Origin of the sequence: Aminobacter sp. SR38, assembly GCF_014843375.1 — a bacterium.
GTDB lineage: Bacteria > Pseudomonadota > Alphaproteobacteria > Rhizobiales > Rhizobiaceae > Aminobacter > Aminobacter ciceronei.
Genome location: NZ_CP062112.1, coordinates 2195973 through 2215787, shown reverse-complemented (window position 1 = coordinate 2215787; position 19815 = coordinate 2195973). Strand labels below are relative to the sequence as shown.

Annotated in this window: 18 protein-coding genes; 4 read left to right on the top strand and 14 right to left on the bottom strand. The window is 64.0% G+C overall.

What is annotated here, in order from left to right; genetic code table 11:
- Window positions 1–265: 265 nt before the first annotated feature.
- Both pnp and IG197_RS10835 read left to right on the top strand, forming a co-directional pair.
- Window positions 266–2407, top strand: a complete 2142-nt coding sequence (pnp, locus tag IG197_RS10840; RefSeq protein WP_192318691.1) for a polyribonucleotide nucleotidyltransferase — start codon at window positions 266–268, stop codon at window positions 2405–2407.
- A 283-nt stretch (window positions 2408–2690) separates the two neighbouring features.
- Complete coding sequence (locus IG197_RS10835) at window positions 2691–3707, top strand: class I SAM-dependent methyltransferase (protein WP_192318689.1); 1017 nt, start codon at window positions 2691–2693, stop codon at window positions 3705–3707.
- A gap of 55 nt (window positions 3708–3762) precedes the next feature.
- On the opposite strand, the gene IG197_RS10830 is transcribed toward IG197_RS10835, so the two are convergent.
- The 4 genes from IG197_RS10830 to fabA all read right to left on the bottom strand — a co-directional run bounded on the left by IG197_RS10830 (window position 3763) and on the right by fabA (window position 8095).
- Complete coding sequence (locus IG197_RS10830; protein WP_154385939.1) at window positions 3763–5301, bottom strand: bifunctional diguanylate cyclase/phosphodiesterase; 1539 nt, start codon at window positions 5299–5301, stop codon at window positions 3763–3765.
- 197 nt (window positions 5302–5498) lie between these two features.
- Window positions 5499–6311, bottom strand: coding sequence for an enoyl-ACP reductase FabI (gene fabI / locus IG197_RS10825; protein WP_067954426.1), 813 nt, complete (start codon window positions 6309–6311; stop codon window positions 5499–5501).
- 10 nt (window positions 6312–6321) lie between these two features.
- Entirely contained in the window at window positions 6322–7545 is a 1224-nt protein-coding gene (gene fabB, locus IG197_RS10820) for a beta-ketoacyl-ACP synthase I (protein ID WP_067954424.1), read from the bottom strand.
- A 31-nt stretch (window positions 7546–7576) separates the two neighbouring features.
- The gene (fabA, locus tag IG197_RS10815) at window positions 7577–8095 is read right to left on the bottom strand and encodes a 3-hydroxyacyl-[acyl-carrier-protein] dehydratase FabA (protein WP_067954422.1); all 519 of its coding nucleotides are present in this window, start codon (window positions 8093–8095) and stop codon (window positions 7577–7579) included.
- A 273-nt stretch (window positions 8096–8368) separates the two neighbouring features.
- On the opposite strand from fabA, the gene irrA reads away from it, so the two are divergent.
- A complete protein-coding gene (irrA, locus tag IG197_RS10810; RefSeq protein WP_371746543.1) occupies window positions 8369–8767 on the top strand; it encodes an iron response transcriptional regulator IrrA in 399 nt (132 codons plus the stop codon).
- Window positions 8768–8847: 80 nt separating this feature from the next.
- On the opposite strand, the gene IG197_RS10805 is transcribed toward irrA, so the two are convergent.
- On the bottom strand, window positions 8848–9405 hold the full coding sequence (locus IG197_RS10805; RefSeq protein WP_182575142.1) for an SH3 domain-containing protein: 558 nt from the start codon (window positions 9403–9405) through the stop codon (window positions 8848–8850).
- A 160-nt stretch (window positions 9406–9565) separates the two neighbouring features.
- On the opposite strand from IG197_RS10805, the gene IG197_RS10800 reads away from it, so the two are divergent.
- A complete protein-coding gene (locus IG197_RS10800) occupies window positions 9566–10567 on the top strand; it encodes a D-glycerate dehydrogenase (RefSeq protein WP_192318687.1) in 1002 nt (333 codons plus the stop codon).
- Window positions 10568–10786: 219 nt separating this feature from the next.
- On the opposite strand, the gene IG197_RS10795 is transcribed toward IG197_RS10800, so the two are convergent.
- The 9 genes from IG197_RS10795 to IG197_RS10755 all read right to left on the bottom strand — a co-directional run bounded on the left by IG197_RS10795 (window position 10787) and on the right by IG197_RS10755 (window position 19811).
- Window positions 10787–11200 (bottom strand): aconitase X swivel domain-containing protein, encoded by a 414-nt coding sequence (locus IG197_RS10795; protein ID WP_192318685.1) that lies wholly within the window; start codon window positions 11198–11200, stop codon window positions 10787–10789.
- Window positions 11197–12450: an aconitase X catalytic domain-containing protein gene (locus IG197_RS10790; RefSeq protein WP_192318683.1), complete on the bottom strand. Its 1254-nt coding sequence runs from the start codon at window positions 12448–12450 to the stop codon at window positions 11197–11199. The genes IG197_RS10795 and IG197_RS10790 overlap by 4 nt, the downstream gene beginning before the upstream one ends.
- Window positions 12447–12929 (bottom strand): GNAT family N-acetyltransferase, encoded by a 483-nt coding sequence (locus IG197_RS10785; RefSeq protein ID WP_192318681.1) that lies wholly within the window; start codon window positions 12927–12929, stop codon window positions 12447–12449. The genes IG197_RS10790 and IG197_RS10785 overlap by 4 nt, the downstream gene beginning before the upstream one ends.
- Before the next feature lie 3 nt (window positions 12930–12932).
- Window positions 12933–13691: a molybdopterin-synthase adenylyltransferase MoeB gene (locus tag IG197_RS10780; RefSeq protein ID WP_192318679.1), complete on the bottom strand. Its 759-nt coding sequence runs from the start codon at window positions 13689–13691 to the stop codon at window positions 12933–12935.
- 52 nt (window positions 13692–13743) lie between these two features.
- Entirely contained in the window at window positions 13744–14895 is a 1152-nt protein-coding gene (gene recF, locus IG197_RS10775; RefSeq protein ID WP_182575145.1) for a DNA replication/repair protein RecF, read from the bottom strand.
- Between the two features lie 49 nt (window positions 14896–14944).
- Complete coding sequence (gene dnaN, locus IG197_RS10770) at window positions 14945–16063, bottom strand: DNA polymerase III subunit beta (protein WP_067954407.1); 1119 nt, start codon at window positions 16061–16063, stop codon at window positions 14945–14947.
- A gap of 202 nt (window positions 16064–16265) precedes the next feature.
- A complete protein-coding gene (dnaA, locus tag IG197_RS10765) occupies window positions 16266–17801 on the bottom strand; it encodes a chromosomal replication initiator protein DnaA (RefSeq protein ID WP_067954401.1) in 1536 nt (511 codons plus the stop codon).
- A gap of 835 nt (window positions 17802–18636) precedes the next feature.
- Entirely contained in the window at window positions 18637–18903 is a 267-nt protein-coding gene (gene rpsT / locus IG197_RS10760) for a 30S ribosomal protein S20 (RefSeq protein ID WP_067965745.1), read from the bottom strand.
- Between the two features lie 134 nt (window positions 18904–19037).
- Complete coding sequence (locus IG197_RS10755) at window positions 19038–19811, bottom strand: enoyl-CoA hydratase (protein ID WP_192318678.1); 774 nt, start codon at window positions 19809–19811, stop codon at window positions 19038–19040.
- Window positions 19812–19815 lie beyond the last annotated feature (4 nt).

The window sequence follows — 19815 nt, the reverse complement described above, 5'->3', positions numbered from 1 at the left end:
TCGCGCTGAAAAAGGTTCCGGAGCGCCGCAGCGACGCGCCCGAACCGCCCATGGACGGTCATGGGGCAGGATTGCAGGACGTTCGGCCGGCCGCATTTGCGGCCATTTCTCCCGCCGAGCTTCTTGTTGTCTTGCCCGTGGCTGGCCAAACCGAAGCCAAGGCGCGAGCGGAAGACCAGGAGGTTTTCCTATGGCGCGCCGAACAAGCCAGGGAATTGGCGCGCCGAGATGCGGCGTCGACCGTTCCCGCCACGAAGGACAGAATATGTTCAATCACCACAAAGTTGAAATCGAATGGGGCGGCCGTCCGCTCATCCTCGAAACCGGCAAGATCGCGCGCCAGGCCGATGCCGCCGTGCTCGCCACCTACGGCGAAACCGTCGTCCTCGCCACCGTCGTTTCGGCCAAGGAGCCGAAGCCGGGCTTCGACTTCTTCCCGCTGACCGTCAACTACCAGGAAAAGACCTACGCAGCCGGCAAGATTCCTGGCGGCTACTTCAAGCGTGAAGGCCGTCCGAGCGAGAAGGAAACGCTGGTTTCGCGCCTGATCGACCGTCCGATCCGCCCGCTCTTCGCCGAAGGCTACAAGAACGACACCCAGGTCGTCGTCACCGTCGTTCAGCACGACCTCGAGAACGACCCTGACATCCTGTCGATCGTCGCCACCTCGGCTGCGCTGACGCTTTCGGGCGTGCCCTTCATGGGCCCGATCGGCGGCGCGCGCGTCGGCTACATCAACGGCGAATATGTGCTCAACCCGCACATCGACGAGATGCAGGAATCGAAGCTCGACCTCGTCGTCGCCGGCACCGATGCCGCCGTGCTCATGGTCGAGTCGGAAGCCAAGGAACTGGCTGAAGACGTGATGCTCGGCGCCGTCATGTTCGGTCACCGTGGTTTCCAGCCGGTCATCGACGCCATCATCAAGCTGGCTGAAGTGGCCGCCAAGGACCCGCGCGACTTCACCTCGCCCGACAATTCCGATCTCGAAGCCGAGATGCTGAAGATCGTCGAAGGCGAACTGCGCGACGCCTACAAGATCACCGACAAGCAGGCCCGCTACGCCGCCGTCGACGCGGTCAAGGCCAAGGTCAAGGCAGCGTTCGCCGCTGAAGGCGAGGAATCTCCGAAGTGGTCGTCCGAGAAGGTCGCCACCGTGTTCAAGGAACTCCAGGCCAAGATCGTGCGCTGGAACATCCTCGACACCGGTTCGCGCATCGACGGCCGCGACCTCAAGACGGTCCGCGCGATCGTGTCCGAAGTCGGCGTCCTGCCGCGCACCCACGGCTCGTCGCTGTTCACCCGCGGTGAGACCCAGGCGCTGGTCGTTGCCACGCTCGGCACCGGCGAAGACGAGCAGTATGTCGACTCGCTGACCGGCATGTACAAGGAGAAGTTCCTCCTTCACTACAACTTCCCCCCCTACTCGGTCGGTGAGACCGGCCGCATGGGTTCGCCCGGCCGCCGCGAAATCGGCCACGGCAAGCTCGCCTGGCGCGCTGTCCGCCCGATGCTGCCGGCTGCCGAGCAGTTCCCCTACACGCTGCGCGTCGTCTCCGAGATCACCGAGTCGAACGGCTCGTCGTCGATGGCCACCGTCTGCGGCACCTCGCTGGCGCTGATGGATGCCGGCGTTCCGCTGCAGAAGCCGGTTGCCGGCATCGCCATGGGCCTGATCAAGGAAGGCGAGCGTTTCGCCGTCCTCTCCGACATCCTGGGCGACGAGGATCACCTCGGCGACATGGACTTCAAGGTTGCCGGCACGACCAACGGCATCACCGCGCTGCAGATGGACATCAAGATCGACGGTATCACCGAAGAGATCATGAACATCGCGCTCGGCCAGGCCAAGGACGGCCGCCTGCACATCCTCGGCGAAATGTCGAAGGCTCTGTCGGAAGGCCGCAAGGAACTCGGCGAATTCGCTCCGCGCATCGAGGTCATGCACATCCCGACCGACAAAATCCGTGAAGTCATCGGTTCGGGCGGCAAGGTCATCCGCGAGATCGTCGAGAAGACCGGCGCCAAGATCAACATCGAGGACGACGGCACGGTCAAGATCGCTTCGTCGAACGCCAAGGAGATCGAGGCGGCCAAGAAGTGGATCCACACCATCGTGGCCGAGCCGGAAGTCGGTGAGATCTACGAAGGCACGGTCGTCAAGACCGCCGACTTCGGCGCTTTCGTCAACTTCTTCGGCCCGCGCGACGGCCTCGTCCACATCTCGCAGCTTGCCAACGACCGCGTTGCCAAGACCTCGGATGTGGTCAAGGAAGGCGACAAGGTCTGGGTCAAGCTGATGGGCTTCGACGAGCGCGGCAAGGTCCGCCTGTCGATGAAGGTCGTCGACCAGGCCACCGGCAAGGAAATCGTCAAGAAGGCTGAAGGCGAAGAAACCGCCGCCTGACAGGCTTGTAATCTGATAGGAAACGGGCGCGCCGCAAGGTCGCGCCCGTTTTCGTTTTGAGTTGGCCGGACAGAGGCACAGTTTGCGGAAACAGGCGTTCCTTCGCCCCCTCTGGCCTGCGGTCATCCCCCCGCAAGGTGGGAGATCGGCAACTGCTGTCACTGTGCCGATGCTTGCGATGTTGCCGGTTGGCGCCGGCGGGCGTGCTTGGCCAATCTGCCCATGCGGGGAGATGTCCGGCAGGCCAGAGGAGGGGAAGAAACACGATGTTTGAGGATCGGCCATGCCACGCGACGCACTGAAAACCCTGTTCTATCCCTTCGAGGCCGAGCTGTTGGCGATGCCGGGGCAGGGCATGCGTGCCCTGTTCATTGGCGCTGAGCCGGGCTTCAGGAAGCCGCAGGGCTTCGACGCCAGGCTTTCCCTTGTCCAGGGCTTCCGCCCGCATGTGCTGGCCCTGGCGGCGGCCGGACACGATGTTGCGGCGCGCGCCGAGGACGACGGCTTCGACATTACCCTGGTGCTGGCCGGGCGTCATCGCGGGCTCAACGAGCTGCGTGTCGCCGAGGCGATCGAACGCGTTGCACCGGGCGGGCTGATCGTCGTTGCGGGCGGCAAGGAGGACGGCATTTCGAGCTTGCGCAAGCGCCTTGGCGGTTTGCTCGAGATCGACGACCATTTGCCCAAATATCACGGCACGGCGCTGTGGTTCCACCGAACCGCCCAGGCCGAGGCGGCCGCAGCAACCTTGCGCGCCGACAATCCCGAAATGCTGGTCGAGGGCCGCTTCCGCACCGCGCCCGGCATGTTCTCCTTCGAGCGTATCGACGCAGGCTCGCGCCTTCTGGTCGACAACCTGCCCGTCGACATCAAGGGCAAGGTCGCCGACTTCTGCGCCGGCTGGGGTTATGTCGCGGCGGAGGTGGTTTCGCGTGCGAAGGAGCTCAAGGCGCTCGACCTGTTCGAAGCCGATTTCGAGGCACTGGAGGCAGCCAGGTCCAACGTGGCGGCCACATCCGTCCAGCCTGGCTTCCACTGGCAGGACCTCGCCAAGGAGCCTGTCGAGCGGCGCTACGACGTGGTGGTGATGAACCCGCCCTTCCACCAGGATCGCGACGCCGATCCCGAGATCGGCCATCGCATGATCAAGGCGGCGGCCGCGGCGCTCAAGCCGGGCGGGCGGCTGTTCATGGTGGCGAACCGCCACCTGCCCTACATGCCCGTTTTGGCGCAGGCTTTCTTCTCGGTCGAGGAAATCGCCGTCGACAACGCCTTCAGGGTCTATTCCGCCAAGCGTTGAGGTTGGGCATCGGCGCCAGGCGCGGAACCGCCATCAGGCCGCGGCGCTGACGGGGTCAGTGCAGATGGGCGATGCCTTCGGTGCCCTGGGTCAGTGCCGGGTCGCCGAGGCTGAGCGGCGCGGGCCGCCCGTAGAAATAGCCCTGGACCTCCTGGCAGCCGGCAGCCCTGAGCAGGGTCGCCTGTGTCTCCGTCTCCACGCCCTCGGCAATGGTGCGCACGCCGAGTGCCCTGGACAGGCCGACGATCGTCGACACCACGGCGCCCGAATTGCTGTCGGTCTCCATGCGGCTGACGAAAGAACGGTCGATCTTCAGCTTGTGGAACGAGAAGTCGATCAGATAGGCGAGGTTCGAGTAGCCGGTGCCGAAATCGTCGACTGCCACCGAGATGCCCATGGCGGTCAGCTGCTTCAGGATGGACGCCGCGCGATCGCGGTCCTGCATCATCGCCGATTCGGTCAGTTCGAGTTCAAGCCGCTTCGGCTCGATGCCGGTGTCCTTGATGATGCGCTCGACGATGCCGACGAAATCGCGGGTCATGAACTGCACCGGCGAAATGTTGACGGCAACGAAGCAATCCTCCGGCAGCAGGCGGGCGTCGGTGCAGGCCTTGCGCAGCACCCATTCGCCGATCGGCGCGATCATGCCGGTCTCCTCGGCGACCGAGATGAACTCGACCGGCGGGATCATGCCACGCTCGGGGTGGCGCCAGCGGATCAGCGCCTCATAGCCGACGACGCGGCCCGACGTCAGGTCGAGCTGCGGCTGGTAGTGCAGGTCGAAATCGCCCCGTTCGAAGGCGCCGTGCAGCTCCGATTCGATCCAGCGGCGGTGGTCGGCTACCCGGCCCATTTCGGGCTGGAACACGGCCCAGTCGCCGATGCCGCTGGCGCGCGCATTCTGCAGCGCAAGGTTCGAGCGGCGCAGGAGTACGACCGGGTCGTAGCCGTCCTTGGGCATGGCCACGACGCCGACGGAGACGTTGACCGACTGCTGGTGCGACGGCAGCTGGTACGGCCGCATCAGGTCGTGGATCAGGCGCCCGATCAGCGTGTCGAGCGAACAGCGCAGCATCTGGTCGGGATAGAGGATGGCAAACTCGCCGGCGCCGATACGACCGATGACCATGTCGCGCGGCAAAGCCGCCTTGAGCCTCGCGGTAAAAGCGCGGATCAGCGCGTCGCCATTGCTGTAGCCGATGGCGTCGTTGATCTGCTTGAAGCGGTCGATATCGATGTCGATAAGGAACATCGGCTTGCCGGTACGGGCCGTGGACGACGCTGCCTCGGCGATCTTGCCGACCATCGCGGGCCGCGCCAGAAGCCCGGTCAGCTTGTCGAAATGCGTTTCGTTGAAGACGAAATCAGCCGATTCGTCGACGCCGGCGAAGAACGACATTGCGGCGATCGAGGCGGCAAGCGCGCAAAGGGCTGCGATAACAGCGCTGATCGCGTCGCCGGACATGTCGCCGACATTGTTACCAAGGCCAAGCCTCAGGACCCACAGGCCCAGCACAAAGCTGCCCATGCCGGAAGCGGCGATGGTAATGAGCCGAAACGTGGAGCTTCGACGGGGATTCCTGGCGGCAGGCATGCTGATTTTCCTAACTTGCGCGGCATTTCTACCGATTCGCTCGTTAAGATCGATTTTGACGATTGTCTACAATTTTACCAGCAGGCGTTTTTGTTGCCGCGCCACGCGCCCCATCCGGATGCGAGAATGGCGCCGCATATCTTGAAGTCGAGCTCGACCATGCTCGAAAATCGACGCCGATTTTCGAGGGGAGGGCGCTAGTCGCGCCCGCCATCCATCTGCTTGAGCTCGTCCAGCGTCGGCATCGAGACGATGTGGTAGCCCGAATCGACGTAGTGGATCTCGCCTGTCACGCCCGACGACAGGTCGGACAACAGGTACAGCGCCGAGCCGCCGACCTCTTCGAGGCTGACCGTGCGGCGCAGCGGCGAGTTGCGCTGCTGATAGGTGAACATGTGGCGCGCATCGGCGATGCCGGCACCCGCAAGCGTGCGCACCGGTCCGGCCGAGATGCCGTTGACCCGGATGCCGCGCGGGCCGTAGTCGTTGGCGAGGTAACGGACGCTGGCCTCGAGGCCAGCCTTGGCGACGCCCATGACGTTGTAGTTCGGCATGACGCGGACAGAGCCGGCATAGGTCAGGGTGATCATCGAGCCGCCGTCGTTCATCAGCGCCGCCGCGTGCTTGGCGACCTCGGTGAAGGAGAAGCACGAGATCACCATGGTGCGCACGAAGTTCTCGCGCGTGGTGTCGGCGTAAAGGCCCTTGAGCTCGTTCTTGTCGGAGAAGCCGATGGCGTGCACCAGGAAGTCGATGCCGCCCCACTTTTCCCTGAGCGTCTCGAAGGCGGCAGCCACCGAAGCGCTGTCCTCGACGTCACACGGCACCAGAATCTCGGCGCCGACCTTTTCTGCCAGCGGCTTGACCCGGCGGCCGAAAGCTTCGCCCTGATAGGTAAAGGCGAGTTCGGCGCCATGCTCGGCAAGCTTCTGTGCGATGCCCCAGGCAATCGAATGGTCGTTCGCGACGCCCATGATGAGCCCGCGCTTGCCCTTCATCAATCCGTCCATGTCGGTGTCCCTATGCCGAGAGGCGCTGGAAAACGAGCGTGGCGTTGGTGCCGCCGAAACCGAAGGAGTTGGACAGCACGGTGTCGATCTTGGCGTCGTCGATGCGCTTGCGCACGATCGGCATGCCTTCGAATTCCGGGTCCAGCTCTTCGATATGCGCGCTTTCCCCGATGAAGCCGCCCTGCATCATCAGGATCGAATAGATCGATTCCTGCACGCCGGCTGCACCCAGCGAGTGACCGGTCAGCGACTTGGTCGAGGTGATGTTCGGCAGCTTGCCGGCGAAGACTTCGCGGATGGCGCCCATTTCCTTCGAATCGCCCACTGGCGTCGAGGTGCCGTGGGTGTTGATATAGTCGACCTCACCCTTCACCGTCGACAGCGCCTGGCGCATGCAGCGCATCGCGCCTTCGCCCGACGGCGCGACCATGTCGTAGCCGTCAGAGGTCGCACCGTAGCCGACCAGTTCACAATAGATCTTGGCGCCGCGCGCCTTGGCATGTTCGAGCTCTTCGAGCACCAGCACGCCGGCACCACCGGCGATGACGAAGCCGTCTCGGTTGAGGTCATAAGCGCGTGAAGCGACCGAGGCACGGTCATTGTATTTGGACGACATCGCGCCCATGGCGTCGAACAGGTTCGACATGGTCCAGTCGAGGTCCTCGTGGCCGCCGGCGAACATGACGTCCTGCTTGCCCCACTGGATCATCTCCGCAGCATTGCCGATGCAATGCGCCGAGGTCGAGCAGGCCGACGAGATCGAATAGTTGACGCCGTGGATCTTGAACCAGGTGGCGAGCGTCGCCGAAGCGGTCGACGACATCGCCTTCGGCACCGCGAACGGTCCGATGCGCTTGGGGGAATTGTTCTTGAGCGTGATTTCCGACGCTTCGACGATGGTGCGCGTCGACGGACCGCCCGAGCCCATGATGATACCGGTGCGCGGGTTGCCGGAGACGACGCTCTCTTCGAGGCCGCTGTCGGCGATCGCCTGCTTCATGGCGACATGGTTCCACATGCCGCCCTGCGACAGGAAGCGGGCGGCGCGACGGTCGACCAGCTCGGTCGTGTCGAGATTGGGCGCGCCCCAGACCTGGCACTTGAAGCCGTGTTCGGCGAAATCGTTGGAGAAGCTGATGCCGGACTTGGCGTCCCGCAGCGATGCCGTGACCTCGTCGGCATTGTTGCCGATGGACGATACGATACCAAGGCCCGTTACGACGACGCGTCTCATTCAGATTTTCCTTTCAGAATGTCCGGCGGCCTCAGGCCGCGGCTTCCTGCTTCGAGAGCCCGACCTTGAGGTCGGTGGCCTTGTATATGGTCTCGCCATCGGCTTTCAACCAGCCGTCAGCGATGCCCAGGACCAGGCGGCCGCGCATCACGCGCTTGAAATCGATGCCGTATTCGACCTTCTTGACCGAAGGCGTCACCATGCCCTTGAACTTCACCTCACCGGTGGAAAGGGCCATGCCCTTGCCCTGCTCGCCGAGCCAGCCGAGGTAGAAGCCGGTCAGCTGCCACATGGCGTCGAGGCCGAGGCAGCCCGGCATGATCGGGTTGCCGATGAAGTGGCAAGGGAAGAACCAAAGGTCCGGCTTGATGTCGAACTCGGCGCGGGCAAAGCCCTTGTCGAACTCGCCGCCGGTCTCGCTGATCTCGGTGATGCGATCGAACATCAGCATCGGCGGAGCAGGCAATTGGGCATTGCCGGGTCCAAACAGCTCACCGCGGGCGCAAGCCAGCAGCTCCTCGTAGCCGTAGCTGGATTTCTGTTCGGCCATGAACACCTTCCCGTCATCGTTTTGGGCGGTGCCACGCCCTTCTTATGTGCTCTCACTAGCACAGACTGTCTCAAGCCGGAAACCGGCGTTTGCGATTAACGCGCCCATCCGCCTGGGTCAATGCGCGCTATTGATCGCATTTGAGCTACAGAATATATGTCAACCATAGCTTGCCGGCTGCCGATCAGATTTTGCGCGCTTGCGGGCTTAATATGGGGCGAAGGCAAAACTTCGACGAGGCGACGAGTGGATTCCCACAAGGCAAGCATTGCTGTGGAAATGCGTGTCCGCGACGCGGGGCTGAGGCCTACGCGTCAGCGTATCGCTTTGGCTGAACTGCTGTTTGCCAAGGGCGACCGGCACCTTTCCGCCGAGGAACTGCATGAAGAAGCCTTGTCGGCCGGTGTGCCGGTGTCGCTTGCGACCGTCTACAACGCGCTGCACCAGTTCACGGAATCAGGCCTTCTGCGCATCCTGGCCGTCGAGGGGTCGAAGACCTATTTCGACACCAACACCTCTGACCATCACCACTTCTACATCGAGGGCGAGAACCGCATCTTCGACATCGAGTCGAATTCGGTTTGTGTGTCCAACCTGCCGGAACCTCCGGAAGGCATGGAAATCGCCAATGTCGATATCGTGGTCAGGCTGAGGCCCAAGCGCCCGGCCTGACCGGGACCCTGCAGCCGCTCTTTTCGATTGATCGCTCAGCCGCGTTCGCCGCGCGCCCGGAGACAGCCGGGCGTCGACGATCAGTTCTCGATGCTTTCGCCCGGGTAGGCGCCCCAGACCTGCGACTGGTTGAGCCAGCCGCTGGTGCCGGCAAACGACATCTCGCACCATGTGCCGTTGCACTGCTTGATCGAGCCGACGACGCCGGGGTCGATGATGGCGACAGTGCGCGCGCCGTTCTCGGGCTTGGCGAGCAGGTTGAGCTGCGCCGGCTTGCCACGCTGCCAGGGGGCCGTCATCGCTGTGCGGTGACCAGACAGCAGCGACTGGTTGATCCAGCCCTCTGCACCTTCGGAATCGCGCACGCGGCGCCAGTTGTCATATTCTTGGATGATTTCCATCGGCAGGCCCGGCTTCATATAGAGCCAGTCGACCGGATAGTTGACGCCGGGACCGATGCGCGAATTGACCTTGCCCGACTTGAGACTGACGAATCGCGGCAACGGCAGGCCGCTGGGGCCGATCGTCCCATTCGGGGCGGCCGTGGCCGGGCCGACGAAACCGCTATCGGGCGAAACGAAAGCAAGGCCGATCAGGGCAGCGCTGACGGCCAGACGGAGCGACGCGAAACCAGACACTTCCGTAACCTCTGTTTGAACTTGGTGCCCTTTAGGCGGACACCCTTTTTCTTTGTCTTCGGCGGCACTGCTTGTTACACAGATTACCACTCATGGATCGGATTGCAGTTTCGCCGGTCTTGGTTAAAGAGGTCTCAACGAGATCTTCGTCGAGGATAGAATGGCCGGTCGAAAAAAGCCTCTCGTCGTCATTACGCGCAAGCTGCCCGACCAGGTCGAGACGCGGATGCGCGAACTCTTCGACGCGCGGCTGAATGTCGACGACCGGCCGATGAGCCAACCGGAGCTGGTGGCGGCGGTCAAGGAAGCCGACGTGCTGGTACCGACTGTGACCGACACCATCGACGCCGCCCTGATCGAGCAGGCCGGCCCCAACCTCAAGCTGATCGCCAATTTCGGCAATGGTGTCGACAAGATCGACGTCACCGCCGCCGCCAAGCGCGGCATCACCGTCACCAACACGCCGAACGTCCTGACCGAAGACACCGCCGACATGGCGATGGCGCTGATGCTCGCCGTTCCACGCCGCCTGACCGAGGGCGCCAGTGTTCTCACCGGCGACAAGAAATGGGCCGGCTGGTCGCCGACCTGGATGCTCGGCCGCCGCATCGGCGGCAAGCGCCTCGGCATCGTCGGCATGGGGCGCATCGGCACCGCGGTTGCCCGCCGCGCCAAAGCCTTCGGTCTGTCGATCCATTACCACAACCGCCACCGTGTGCTGCAGTCGGTCGAAGACGAGTTGGAGGCGACCTATTGGGAGAGCCTCGACCAGATGCTCGCCCGCATGGACATCATCTCGATCAACTGCCCGTCGACGCCGGCGACCTTCCATCTGCTGTCGGGCCGCAGGTTGGCGCTGATGCAGCCGCACGCCTATCTCGTCAACATCGCCCGTGGCGACATCATCGACGAGGACGCACTGGTCAAGATGCTGCAGGACGGCAAGCTTGCGGGGGCCGCCCTCGACGTCTTCGAGCATGAGCCGGCGGTCAACCACAAGCTGCTCAAGCTTGCCGCCCGCGGCAAGGTGGTGCTGATGCCGCATATGGGCTCGGCCACCATCGAGGGCCGCATCGACATGGGCGAAAAGGTCATCATCAACATCCGCGCTCACGTCGACGGCCACCGCCCGCCGGACCGGGTGCTGCCGCTGAGGACCTGAGCGGACGCGATTTCGCTGCGTCCCTCGAGGCTCGCCTCTTGGGCTCGCACCTCTGGATGAGGAAGGTCGTCGCTTTTCAGCTTGCCGCCTCGATGGTCCAGAACTGGTGCGGAGTGCTCCGACTGCCCCATCCGGAGGTGCGAGCCCTCATCCACCTTGCATGGTTGGGGCTATGGGCTGGCGGCGAGCCTCGAAGGACGCACGGCCCAGCCGCCCGCTTCAGTTGGAAACGCTGATCGCCCCTTCAGCACCAACCTGCAGCTGCCTTCCCTCGAACGCGGCGAACATCTCCCGCGGCAGCCTCACCGCCACCGGTGTCTCCCAACCCATCTCTCGCGCCACGATCAGCCCGAGCAGGAGGATGGCGTCGGGCTCGTGCAGCACCAGTGCCGCCGGCGCATGACCGGCATGGACAAGTTCCATCAGTACGGCTGATGCCGACGAAGAGCCGATAGTGCCAGGCAAAAACAACACCTTGCCCGACATGCTCTGACCGCATTCGGGATGGCGTACGTCGGCGATGCGCCCGGATTTTGGATCGACGCCGCCCCAGAAGCTGATCGGCGCCGACAGCACCAGTGCCGGGCCTTGACCCGGCTTGCCTGCGACGAGGATGTTGCCGCGTGCGCTCACGAGCCGAGCCTCGCAAACACCGGCCGCCCGGTGACGGCACTTTCGACGCAGTCGGCGAGCGAGCCATAGAGCACGGCGTAGCCGGTGTTTCCGGGTGCATAATGGGCGAACTTTCCCGAATTGGTCATCAGCACGCCGCCGGCACTGTCAGGCAGGATCGGCGTCACCACCACGCAGGTATCAGTGACGATGACCACGCCGAGCGCTTCCAGCGCCTTGCGCTGGCCGTTGCGGTCGAGCTCGGCCAGCACATGTCGGCCGGTGCAGGCATGGATCGGTACGGCAAGCCGCCGCCCAGCCATCAGCCGTTGCAGCGCGCCGAACTCGTCAAGCGACAGATGGGGGCTGCCGATGGCGACGGCGTCGATGCGCTCGGTGTTGCCGGCTGTCGAAAGCCTGGCCTGGGCGGAGGTGACCATGGCGGCCGTTACCAGGATCGTGATCTCGGCTGTGATGCCGCCCAGCGTCGTTTCGGCATCGGGCGCTTCCGGGGTGACGCCGTCAATATGGAACAGGCCGACCGCACCAGACGATGCGGCCGCAGCACCAAAGGCCTTGAGCGCGTCCTCGCCGGGGTTTCGTGGTATCCCCGTCACCACGCCGACGGCATTGCCGACCTCGCGGCCATAAAGGCTGCCGAGCACCGGCCAGGCGATTTCAGAGGCGAGGAATTCGGGGGGCAGGGCGGAAACATCGAAAACCAGCGTCGCGCGGCGGTTCTCCTTGAGGTGCAGGCCATAGTCGGGCGCGCGGCCCGAGATCGCGCAGGCGATGTCGAGGAAGTCGCCATAGCGGTTGGTGCGGGCGCCGAGCACCGAGTTGCAGAAGACGACAGCGTTCGATTCGCCCCAGGCGACGTCGCTGCCGAAGGCAGGGCGGTGGCCGGCCTGGTAGGGCGCGCAGGTCCAGCTCTGCTCGCAGCCGAGCTTGCGGTAGGCCTCCATCATCCGACGCGCCATCGACCGTTGCGGCTCTTCGAGGCGCACGCGCGAGCAGCCCATGAGATCGAGCGCGCCGACATTGAGCGTCGAGCGCACAGCCACTTGGGCGCCGCCTTCGACCAGCCGTTCGGCGAACAGCGTGCCCGAATCGCCGTGATAGAGCGCACCGTCTATATGCGCCGAGGCGATTGGGATCAGCCTGGGCGCGCCGAGCAGGGACGCACTTTCGGCGACGATGCGCATCGCCATGGCAGCGCCATCGGCTCCGCCGGCGATTCTCCGTTCGTCGGCGGTGAGAGCGAGACTCACCGAAGCGTCTTTCGAAAGGTGATCGAGGTCGGGCGGTCGAAGCCGTCATGCGCGGTACGCTCGAACTCGACGAAGCCCATTTTGGCAAAGGTAGCGTGGTTGGCAGCGAGCTCGATTCGCGTTTGCAGCTCGAGCACCGGCTTGCCCCGCTCTGCGGCATGGCGCTCGGCCGCCAGCATCAGCGCCCGGCCGATGCCAAGGCCGCGAGCGCTGTCGTCGACGGCAAGCTTGCCGACATAGATGGCATCGTCCCGCTCGGCGGCGAAGATGCAGCCGACAAGCCGTCCGTCCAGGGTGGCGATGAAGCCGACCTCATCCCCGGCCTTGTCGCGCAGACTGGCTGCAGTCAGCCGATGCGCCGAGGACGGCGGGTCGATGACGCCGTCCATATAGGCGAAGGCGCGCATGATCAGGCCGAGCAACTCGTCCCAGCGGTCGAAATCCTGCGTCAGCCGCGCGATGTCAGCTTTGCCTGCCATGGTTCAGGAGGCTTTGTAGCGCATGGTGTCGAAACGTGCACCGAGCGCATCGTAGAGCAAAAGCCGGCCGACAAGCGGCTCGCCGATGCCGGTAATCAGCTTGATCGCCTCCATTGCCTGCAGCGTACCGATCACGCCGGTCAGCGCGCCGAGCACGCCGGCCTCGGCACAGGACGGCACCAGCCCCGCCGGCGGCGGCTCGGGAAAGAGGTCGCGATAGGTCGGGTTCTTGCGGCCTTCGGCGTTCGTCTCGAACGGCTTCAAAACGGTGATCGAACCGTCGAAGCGTCCCACAGCGGCATGTACCAGCGGCCGCCTCACCTCGGCTGCGGCATCGGCCACGGCATAACGCGTCTCGAAGTTGTCGGAGCCGTCGATGACCATGTCGTAACCGGCGATCAGCTCGGCAGCGTTCGCCGAGGTCAGCCTGAGCTTGTGCAATTGGACCGTCACATGCGGGTTGATGCGGGCAATAGTTGCGGCGGCACTGTCAGCCTTGGAGATGCCGACTGAATCAGTGGCGTGGATGACCTGGCGCTGCAGGTTGGACAACGAGACATGGTCGTCGTCGACGATTCCAAGCGTGCCGACGCCGGCCGCTGCGAGATATTCGAGCACCGGGGCGCCGAGCCCGCCGGCACCAATCACCAGCACGCGCGCGCGCTTCAACTTCTGCTGGCCCGGCCCGCCGATCTCCGGCAGCACGATATGCCTGGCGTAGCGTTCGAGTTCTTCAGGGGAGAGCGGGGCTGGCTGGTTCATGGCGCTACCATATCGCCACGGCTTGTGCTTGTCAGTCGGATAGCCGCGCGAACTATCGGTCCAGACTATCGGGCAACGGCGTTTCGCTGACGCTGCCATGGTCGACGGTCAGGAACTGCGCCCGGCCGGCGAGGCTTGAAAACAGGCTGGGCTCGGTGCCGGTCATGAAGGCCTGGCAATTGAGCTCTTCGAGGATTTCGAACAGTGCCGCGCGCCGTCCGGCATCGAGATGGGCGGCGATCTCGTCGAGCAGCAGGATGGGAGCAGCACCCGCCATCTCGCCGGTGAGGCGGGCATGCGAAATGACGATGCCGACCAGCAAGGCCTTCTGTTCGCCGGTCGAGCACAGCTCCGCCGGCATGGATTTCGGCTTGTGGCGCACGACGAGATCGGAGCGGTGCGGGCCTTCGAGCGTGCGTCCCGCCGCGCGGTCGCGCTCGCGCCCGCCGGCCAGGGCCTGGCGGAAACGCTCCTCCAGCTCCACCGCCGGCATGTCGCCGATGCTCTGTTCGAGCGTACCGGCCAAACTCAGCTCGGCTTGCGGGAAAGGGCCGGTTTCCGGCATTCGCCCGATCATCGCCGTCAGAAGTCGCACCATCTCGACGCGGGCGGCGGCGATCGCGGCACCCGTCTCGGCCATCTGGATCTCGATCGCATCGAACCAGGCGTTGTCGCGCCGGTCTTCGGACAGCAGGCGATTGCGGCCGCGCATCGCCTTTTCATAGTCGAGCGCGCGCTGGCCATGCGCCGGGTCGATCGCCAGCACCAGCCGGTCGAGAAAACGGCGACGGTCGCCGGCCGGCCCGGTGAACAGCGCGTCCATCGACGGCGTCAACCACACCACGCGTAGCCATTCCAGCATGTCGTCGGCCTTGGCGGCGGCACCATTGATGCGCACGCGGCGCCCGGCCTCGCCTACAGCGTCCGGCGTCGTGCCCGTGCCCAGCTCGGCATCGCCGAACGGCCCCTCGATCGCCGCATGCACGGCAAAGGCACCCGCACTGCCTTCGCGGGCGACGTCGGGATAGGGCGCACGGCGCAGGCCGCGTCCCGGCGTCAGGAAGGAGATGGCTTCGAGAAGGTTGGTCTTGCCGGCACCATTCTCGCCGGTGAACACCACCGCGCCCGGCCTGAGGTCGAGCGAGAGTGAGCTGTAATTGCGGAAGTCGGTAAGCTGAAGCTTACCGATATGCGTCGAGGGGATGCGCTTCCGCGTCTCCCCCGTATCTGGCTCCAACACGGGCGTGTGGGCGCTACACGCGCATCGGCATCAGCACGTAGAGAGCGTTCTCGTCGGCTGTGTCGTGGATGAGCGTGGGCGACCCGGCATCGGCCAGCATGAAGCGGGCTTCGCTGCCCTTGAGCTGGGCGGCGACGTCGAGCAGGTACTTGGCGTTGAAGCCGATCTCGATCGGGTCCGAGGAATAGTCGGCGGCCAGCTCTTCGACGGCGCTGCCCGAATCGGGATTGTTGACGGCCAGCGTCACCAACCCGTCGGCGATCGACAGCTTCACCGCGCGGCCACGCTCGGACGAGATCGTCGAGACACGGTCGACGGCAGCAGCAAAGCTCTGGCGGTCGATGATCAGCTTCTTGTCGTTGCCGCTCGGAATGACGCGCTGATAGTCGGGGAAGGTTCCGTCGATCAGCTTCGAGGTCAGGATCACGCCGCCGATGGTCAGGCGCATCTTGGTGTCGGAAATCTCGGTGGTGACGGCGACGTCCGGATCGTCGATCAGCTTCTGCAGCTCGGAAACGGTCTTGCGCGGAATGATGATGCCCGGCATGCCCTCGGAGCCGGCCGGCGCCTCGACCTCGGCGCGCGCCAGGCGGTGGCCGTCGGTGGCGACCGCGCGCAGCATCAGCTTGCCGCCGCTCTCATGCGTGTGCAGGTAGATGCCGTTGAGATAATAACGCGTCTCTTCGGTCGAGATGGCGAACTGGGTCTTGTCGATCAGGCCCTTGAGTGCGTTGGCGTCGAGCCGGAAGATGTGGGAGAAAGTGCCGGCGGAAAGCTCGGGGAAATCCGACTGCGGCAGGCACTGCAGCCGGAAGCTGGAGCGGCCAGACACCACCGACATGGCGTTGCCGTCCTCGTCGGTCTTCAGCATCACTTCGGCGCCGTCAGGCAGCTTGCGCACGATGTCGTAGAGCAGGTGCGCGGGAACCGTGGTCGCGCCGCCCTGTTCGACGGAGGCCGGTGTAGCTTCCGAGATCTCGAGATCGAGGTCGGTCGCCTTCAGTTCGAGGCTCGCGCCATTGGCCTGCAGCAGCACGTTGGACAGGATCGGAATGGTGTTCCGGCGCTCGACCACGCGGTGCACGTGGTTCAGGGACTTCAACAGGTTGGAGCGTTCCAGGATAACACGCATGACGAAACAGGCTCGCTTGTTTGAAGGTGCGGGCTCGCGGGCTCGAATGCGCCCGGGAAGGCCCGCAACACGATCGGAATTCACCTGAGTCTGACAGGAAAAACGGCGGAAAGGCAAGCCCGCGCGACGACTTGGCGGCCGTGGCGCGGGCGTTCTGGGGATAAGTCGCAGGCGTCAATCCGTCGCCTGCGTTTGCAGCCCGTCAGGCCTGGTCGTTGATCAGCCGCCTCAACAGTTCGAGCTCCTGGGCGAGCGTGTTGTCGCCGCCCGACAGATCCTCGATCTTGCGCACGGCATGCAGCACCGTGGTGTGGTCGCGACCACCGAAACGCCGGCCGATCTCGGGCAGCGAACGCGGCGTCATCACCTTCGACAGATACATCGCGATCTGGCGCGGCTTGACGATGGTGCGGGTGCGGCGGTTCGACAGAAGCTCGGTCTTCGACACGTTGTAGTGCCGCGCCACGATGCGCTGGATGTCTTCGATGCGCACGCGCTTCGGCTCGCCGGAGCGGTAGATGTGGCCGAGAATCTCGTCGATGCGCTCGATCGACAGCTGCGGCTCGAACGACTGGCGGAAGATCAGCTGGTTGAAGGCGCCTTCCAGCTCACGGCCCGAGCCGGTCACGGTGCGGGCGACATGGGTGAGGATCTCCTCGTCCATGGCAAGGTTGGGGTCTTCGTGCTTGGCGCCGGCGAAGCGCAGCTTGAGCATGCCAAGGCGCATGCCGAAGTCCGGTGCCGACATTTCGAGCGCCACGCCGCCATTGAGGCGCGAACGCACGCGCGGCTCGAGCGATTCCAGTTCCGCCGGCGGCCGGTCGGCCGCAACCACCACCTGCTTGGCCGAATCGAGCAGCATGTTGATGAGATGGCAGAACTCGTGCTGGATCGACTTGCCCTGCAGGAACTGCATGTCGTCGATGATGAGCAGGTCGATGTCGCGCAACTGTTCCTTGAGCGTCAGCGCGTTGTTGTCGCGGATCGCGGTCGCAAAGCGCCACATGAAGTATTCGGCCGTCAGGTAGACGACACGCGACTTCGGGTTCTGGCGCAGCGATTCTGCGGCGATTGCCTGCAACAGGTGCGTCTTGCCGAGACCGACGGTGGCGTGGAGGAACAGCGGGTTGAAGCGCGAGTTCGATTCCGCCACAGCACGCGCCGCTGCAAGGGCCACCCGGTTGGACGGGCCTTCGACGAAGGACTGGAAGGTGTAGCGCGGGTCGAGCGGCGAGCCGAGCACGCTCTGCTTGAATTCCTGGTCGGCGGTGCCGTTGCGCACCGGGGCAGGGCGCTCGGCAGCGCGCCCTGCAGCCACGGTGCTGGTGGCAAGGGCGGTCTGCGCCTGGCGCACCGGCTTGCGCAGTGCAGCCGTGTCGGCTTCCACGCCGGGGCGCGCCGTGCGGGTTGCCGTGCGGATGATGATCTCGAGCTTCAGCAGCCCAGGCTCTTCCTGGCGCCAGAGTTCGGAAATGAGATCGAGATAATGGCTGTTGATCCATGAGCGCAGGAAAGCCGTCGGCACCGAGAGGCGCACGATGCCCTTCGAGGTCTCCGCAAGCTTCATGCGGCCGAACCAGCTTGAGAAGACCTCGCTGCCCAGGCGTACCTGGAGCTGCGTCTTGACCCGGTCAAAATTCTTCTCTGCGGCGCTGGTTGCTGCCACTTCATTGCCCTCGATCAGTTCGCCGGTAAAAAGAAAGCCCGCATTTGCTTCCCTTTCGATGCCGCTTTGCATTGTTTGCAATCCCTAACCTTCGGTCCTCGTTGCCGAATGGGGACGCGCCGCTCGCGTCTCCATCGGTGTATGTTCATTCGGGATGCTTGCCGTTTCCGGCGGAGCCCCAGTCACCTTCGCCTAGCGCCATGCAGCGCTTTCGGAAGGCCAGTGCCGCGGGGGCGGCAGCACCAGGCAAATGCGTAGCCACCCGGCGAAATCGCCGGTGCGATGCAAAGTCACCATGCCGTGTATCCCCACACGCCCCAAGTATACTTCGAAGTGGGCATACCTCCCCCGGACGCGGATTCCATCCACGCCGAGAACGCCGCCGATTTTGTGGCTTTGCAGAGGGCTTGCTGCCCGTCCCTTCGATAAAAAGACCTTACAAAAATCGCTGTGGACGAGGCAAGGCCGAGTCTAACCCGTTTTTAATGAATCTGCTTACCTCGGCTCCGGATTCAAAGCTTGCCGGTACCCCTCAAAGGGACAAAGCCGTTGTGATTCAAACCCTTTTCCGGGGATCGAAAAAAACCGCACGCCGGCCGAAATATTTTTAAAAGAATCCGCTTGACACCAACTTGTCCCCCGAGCCCTGCGGGCAGCTTGAACAAGCTGTGGATGACCATTCGCAAGTCTTTGAAATTAATAGGTAATTTCTGCCAGCCCGAGTCTGGTTGTGGGGCTGCTTCTAACAGTTGTAGTTATCAGAATAGCCGCATATGCCGGCAAAATTTCGACCCCCTGCAGACCCTGCTTGGACGGCCCTTCGGACGGGTTTTTCGGCCCCCATCCGGCAAAAGAAAAACCCGGCTGGTTAGGCCGGGTTGCTCAGAAATCCAATTGCTTGCAGGGCTTAGGCGGAAAGCGCCTTGAGCCGCTGTGCCAGGCGCGAAACCTTGCGCGAGGCGGTGTTCTTGTGCAGCACGCCCTTGGTGGCGGCGCGCATCAGTTCCGGCTGGGCGGCGTTGAAGGCGGCTTCCGCCTTTGCCTTGTCGCCCGAGGCCAGTGCCTCTTCGACCTGGCGGACATAAGTCCGGACGCGCGAGCGGCGGTTCTTGTTGACCGCTGCGCGGCGGGCGATCTTACGCGTTGCCTTCTTGGCCGAGGAGGTATTGGCCATGGTGCCTCTCTTTGATCTCTAGGTGGGCGCCCGCGGGTATCCGTAGAGCGCAAAAATAAATCGGGCGTCCCTGGGGGCGCCTCAGTTGGTGCGGCTTATAGTTCAGCTTGCCGCCAACGTCAACGCGATTCAGGTCAGCGGTTGCGGAAATTCGCAGTCCTTTTCTCGGCAAAGGCAGCCATGCCTTCCTTCTGGTCGTCGAGTGAAAACATTGAATGGAACACGCGGCGCTCGAAGCGCAGGCCTTCGGACAGCGTTACTTCATAAGAACGATTGACCGCTTCCTTGCACATCATGACAGCCGGAAGCGAGAAGTCGGCGATCTTTGCCGCCGCCTTCATCGCCTCTTCCATCAGATCGGCCGCGGGCACGACTCGCGAAACGAGTCCGGAGCGCTCGGCTTCGGCCGCATCCATCATCCGGCCGGTCAGGCACATGTCCATCGCCTTCGACTTGCCGACGAAACGGGTCAGGCGCTGCGAGCCGCCCATGCCGGGCATGACGCCGAGCGTGATCTCGGGCTGGCCGAACTTGGCCGAGTCGGCGGCGATGATGAAGTCGCACATCATGGCGAGTTCGCAGCCGCCGCCCAGAGCGTAGCCGGCGACAGCTGCAATCATCGGCTTGCGGTTGGCTGCAAAGGCCTCCCAGCCGGAGAAGAAGTCTTCCATATAGGCGTCGACATAGGTCTTGCCCTGCATCTCCTTGATGTCGGCGCCGGCCGCGAAGGCCTTTTCCGAGCCGGTGATGACGATGGCACCGATGCCCTGGTCGGCCTCAAAAGTGCCGGTGGCGGCGAGGAGCTCGGCCAGGACAAGAGAATTGAGCGCGTTGAGCGCCTTCGGGCGGTTGAGGGTGATCAGCCCGACCTTGCCGCGTGTTTCGACGATGATCGTTTCATAGGCCATCTTG

Coding starts and splice junctions, on each gene's coding strand:
- pnp (WP_192318691.1), top strand. CDS start 266: ATGTTCAATCACCACAAAGTTGAAATCGAATGGGGCGGCCGTCCGCTC.
- IG197_RS10835 (WP_192318689.1), top strand. CDS start 2,691: ATGCCACGCGACGCACTGAAAACCCTGTTCTATCCCTTCGAGGCCGAG.
- IG197_RS10830 (WP_154385939.1), bottom strand. CDS start 5,301: ATGCCTGCCGCCAGGAATCCCCGTCGAAGCTCCACGTTTCGGCTCATT.
- fabI (WP_067954426.1), bottom strand. CDS start 6,311: ATGGACGGATTGATGAAGGGCAAGCGCGGGCTCATCATGGGCGTCGCG.
- fabB (WP_067954424.1), bottom strand. CDS start 7,545: ATGAGACGCGTCGTCGTAACGGGCCTTGGTATCGTATCGTCCATCGGC.
- fabA (WP_067954422.1), bottom strand. CDS start 8,095: ATGGCCGAACAGAAATCCAGCTACGGCTACGAGGAGCTGCTGGCTTGC.
- IG197_RS10800 (WP_192318687.1), top strand. CDS start 9,566: ATGGCCGGTCGAAAAAAGCCTCTCGTCGTCATTACGCGCAAGCTGCCC.
- IG197_RS10785 (WP_192318681.1), bottom strand. CDS start 12,929: ATGGCAGGCAAAGCTGACATCGCGCGGCTGACGCAGGATTTCGACCGC.
- IG197_RS10780 (WP_192318679.1), bottom strand. CDS start 13,691: ATGAACCAGCCAGCCCCGCTCTCCCCTGAAGAACTCGAACGCTACGCC.
- dnaN (WP_067954407.1), bottom strand. CDS start 16,063: ATGCGTGTTATCCTGGAACGCTCCAACCTGTTGAAGTCCCTGAACCAC.
- dnaA (WP_067954401.1), bottom strand. CDS start 17,801: ATGCAAAGCGGCATCGAAAGGGAAGCAAATGCGGGCTTTCTTTTTACC.
- rpsT (WP_067965745.1), bottom strand. CDS start 18,903: ATGGCCAATACCTCCTCGGCCAAGAAGGCAACGCGTAAGATCGCCCGC.
- IG197_RS10755 (WP_192318678.1), bottom strand. CDS start 19,811: ATGGCCTATGAAACGATCATCGTCGAAACACGCGGCAAGGTCGGGCTG.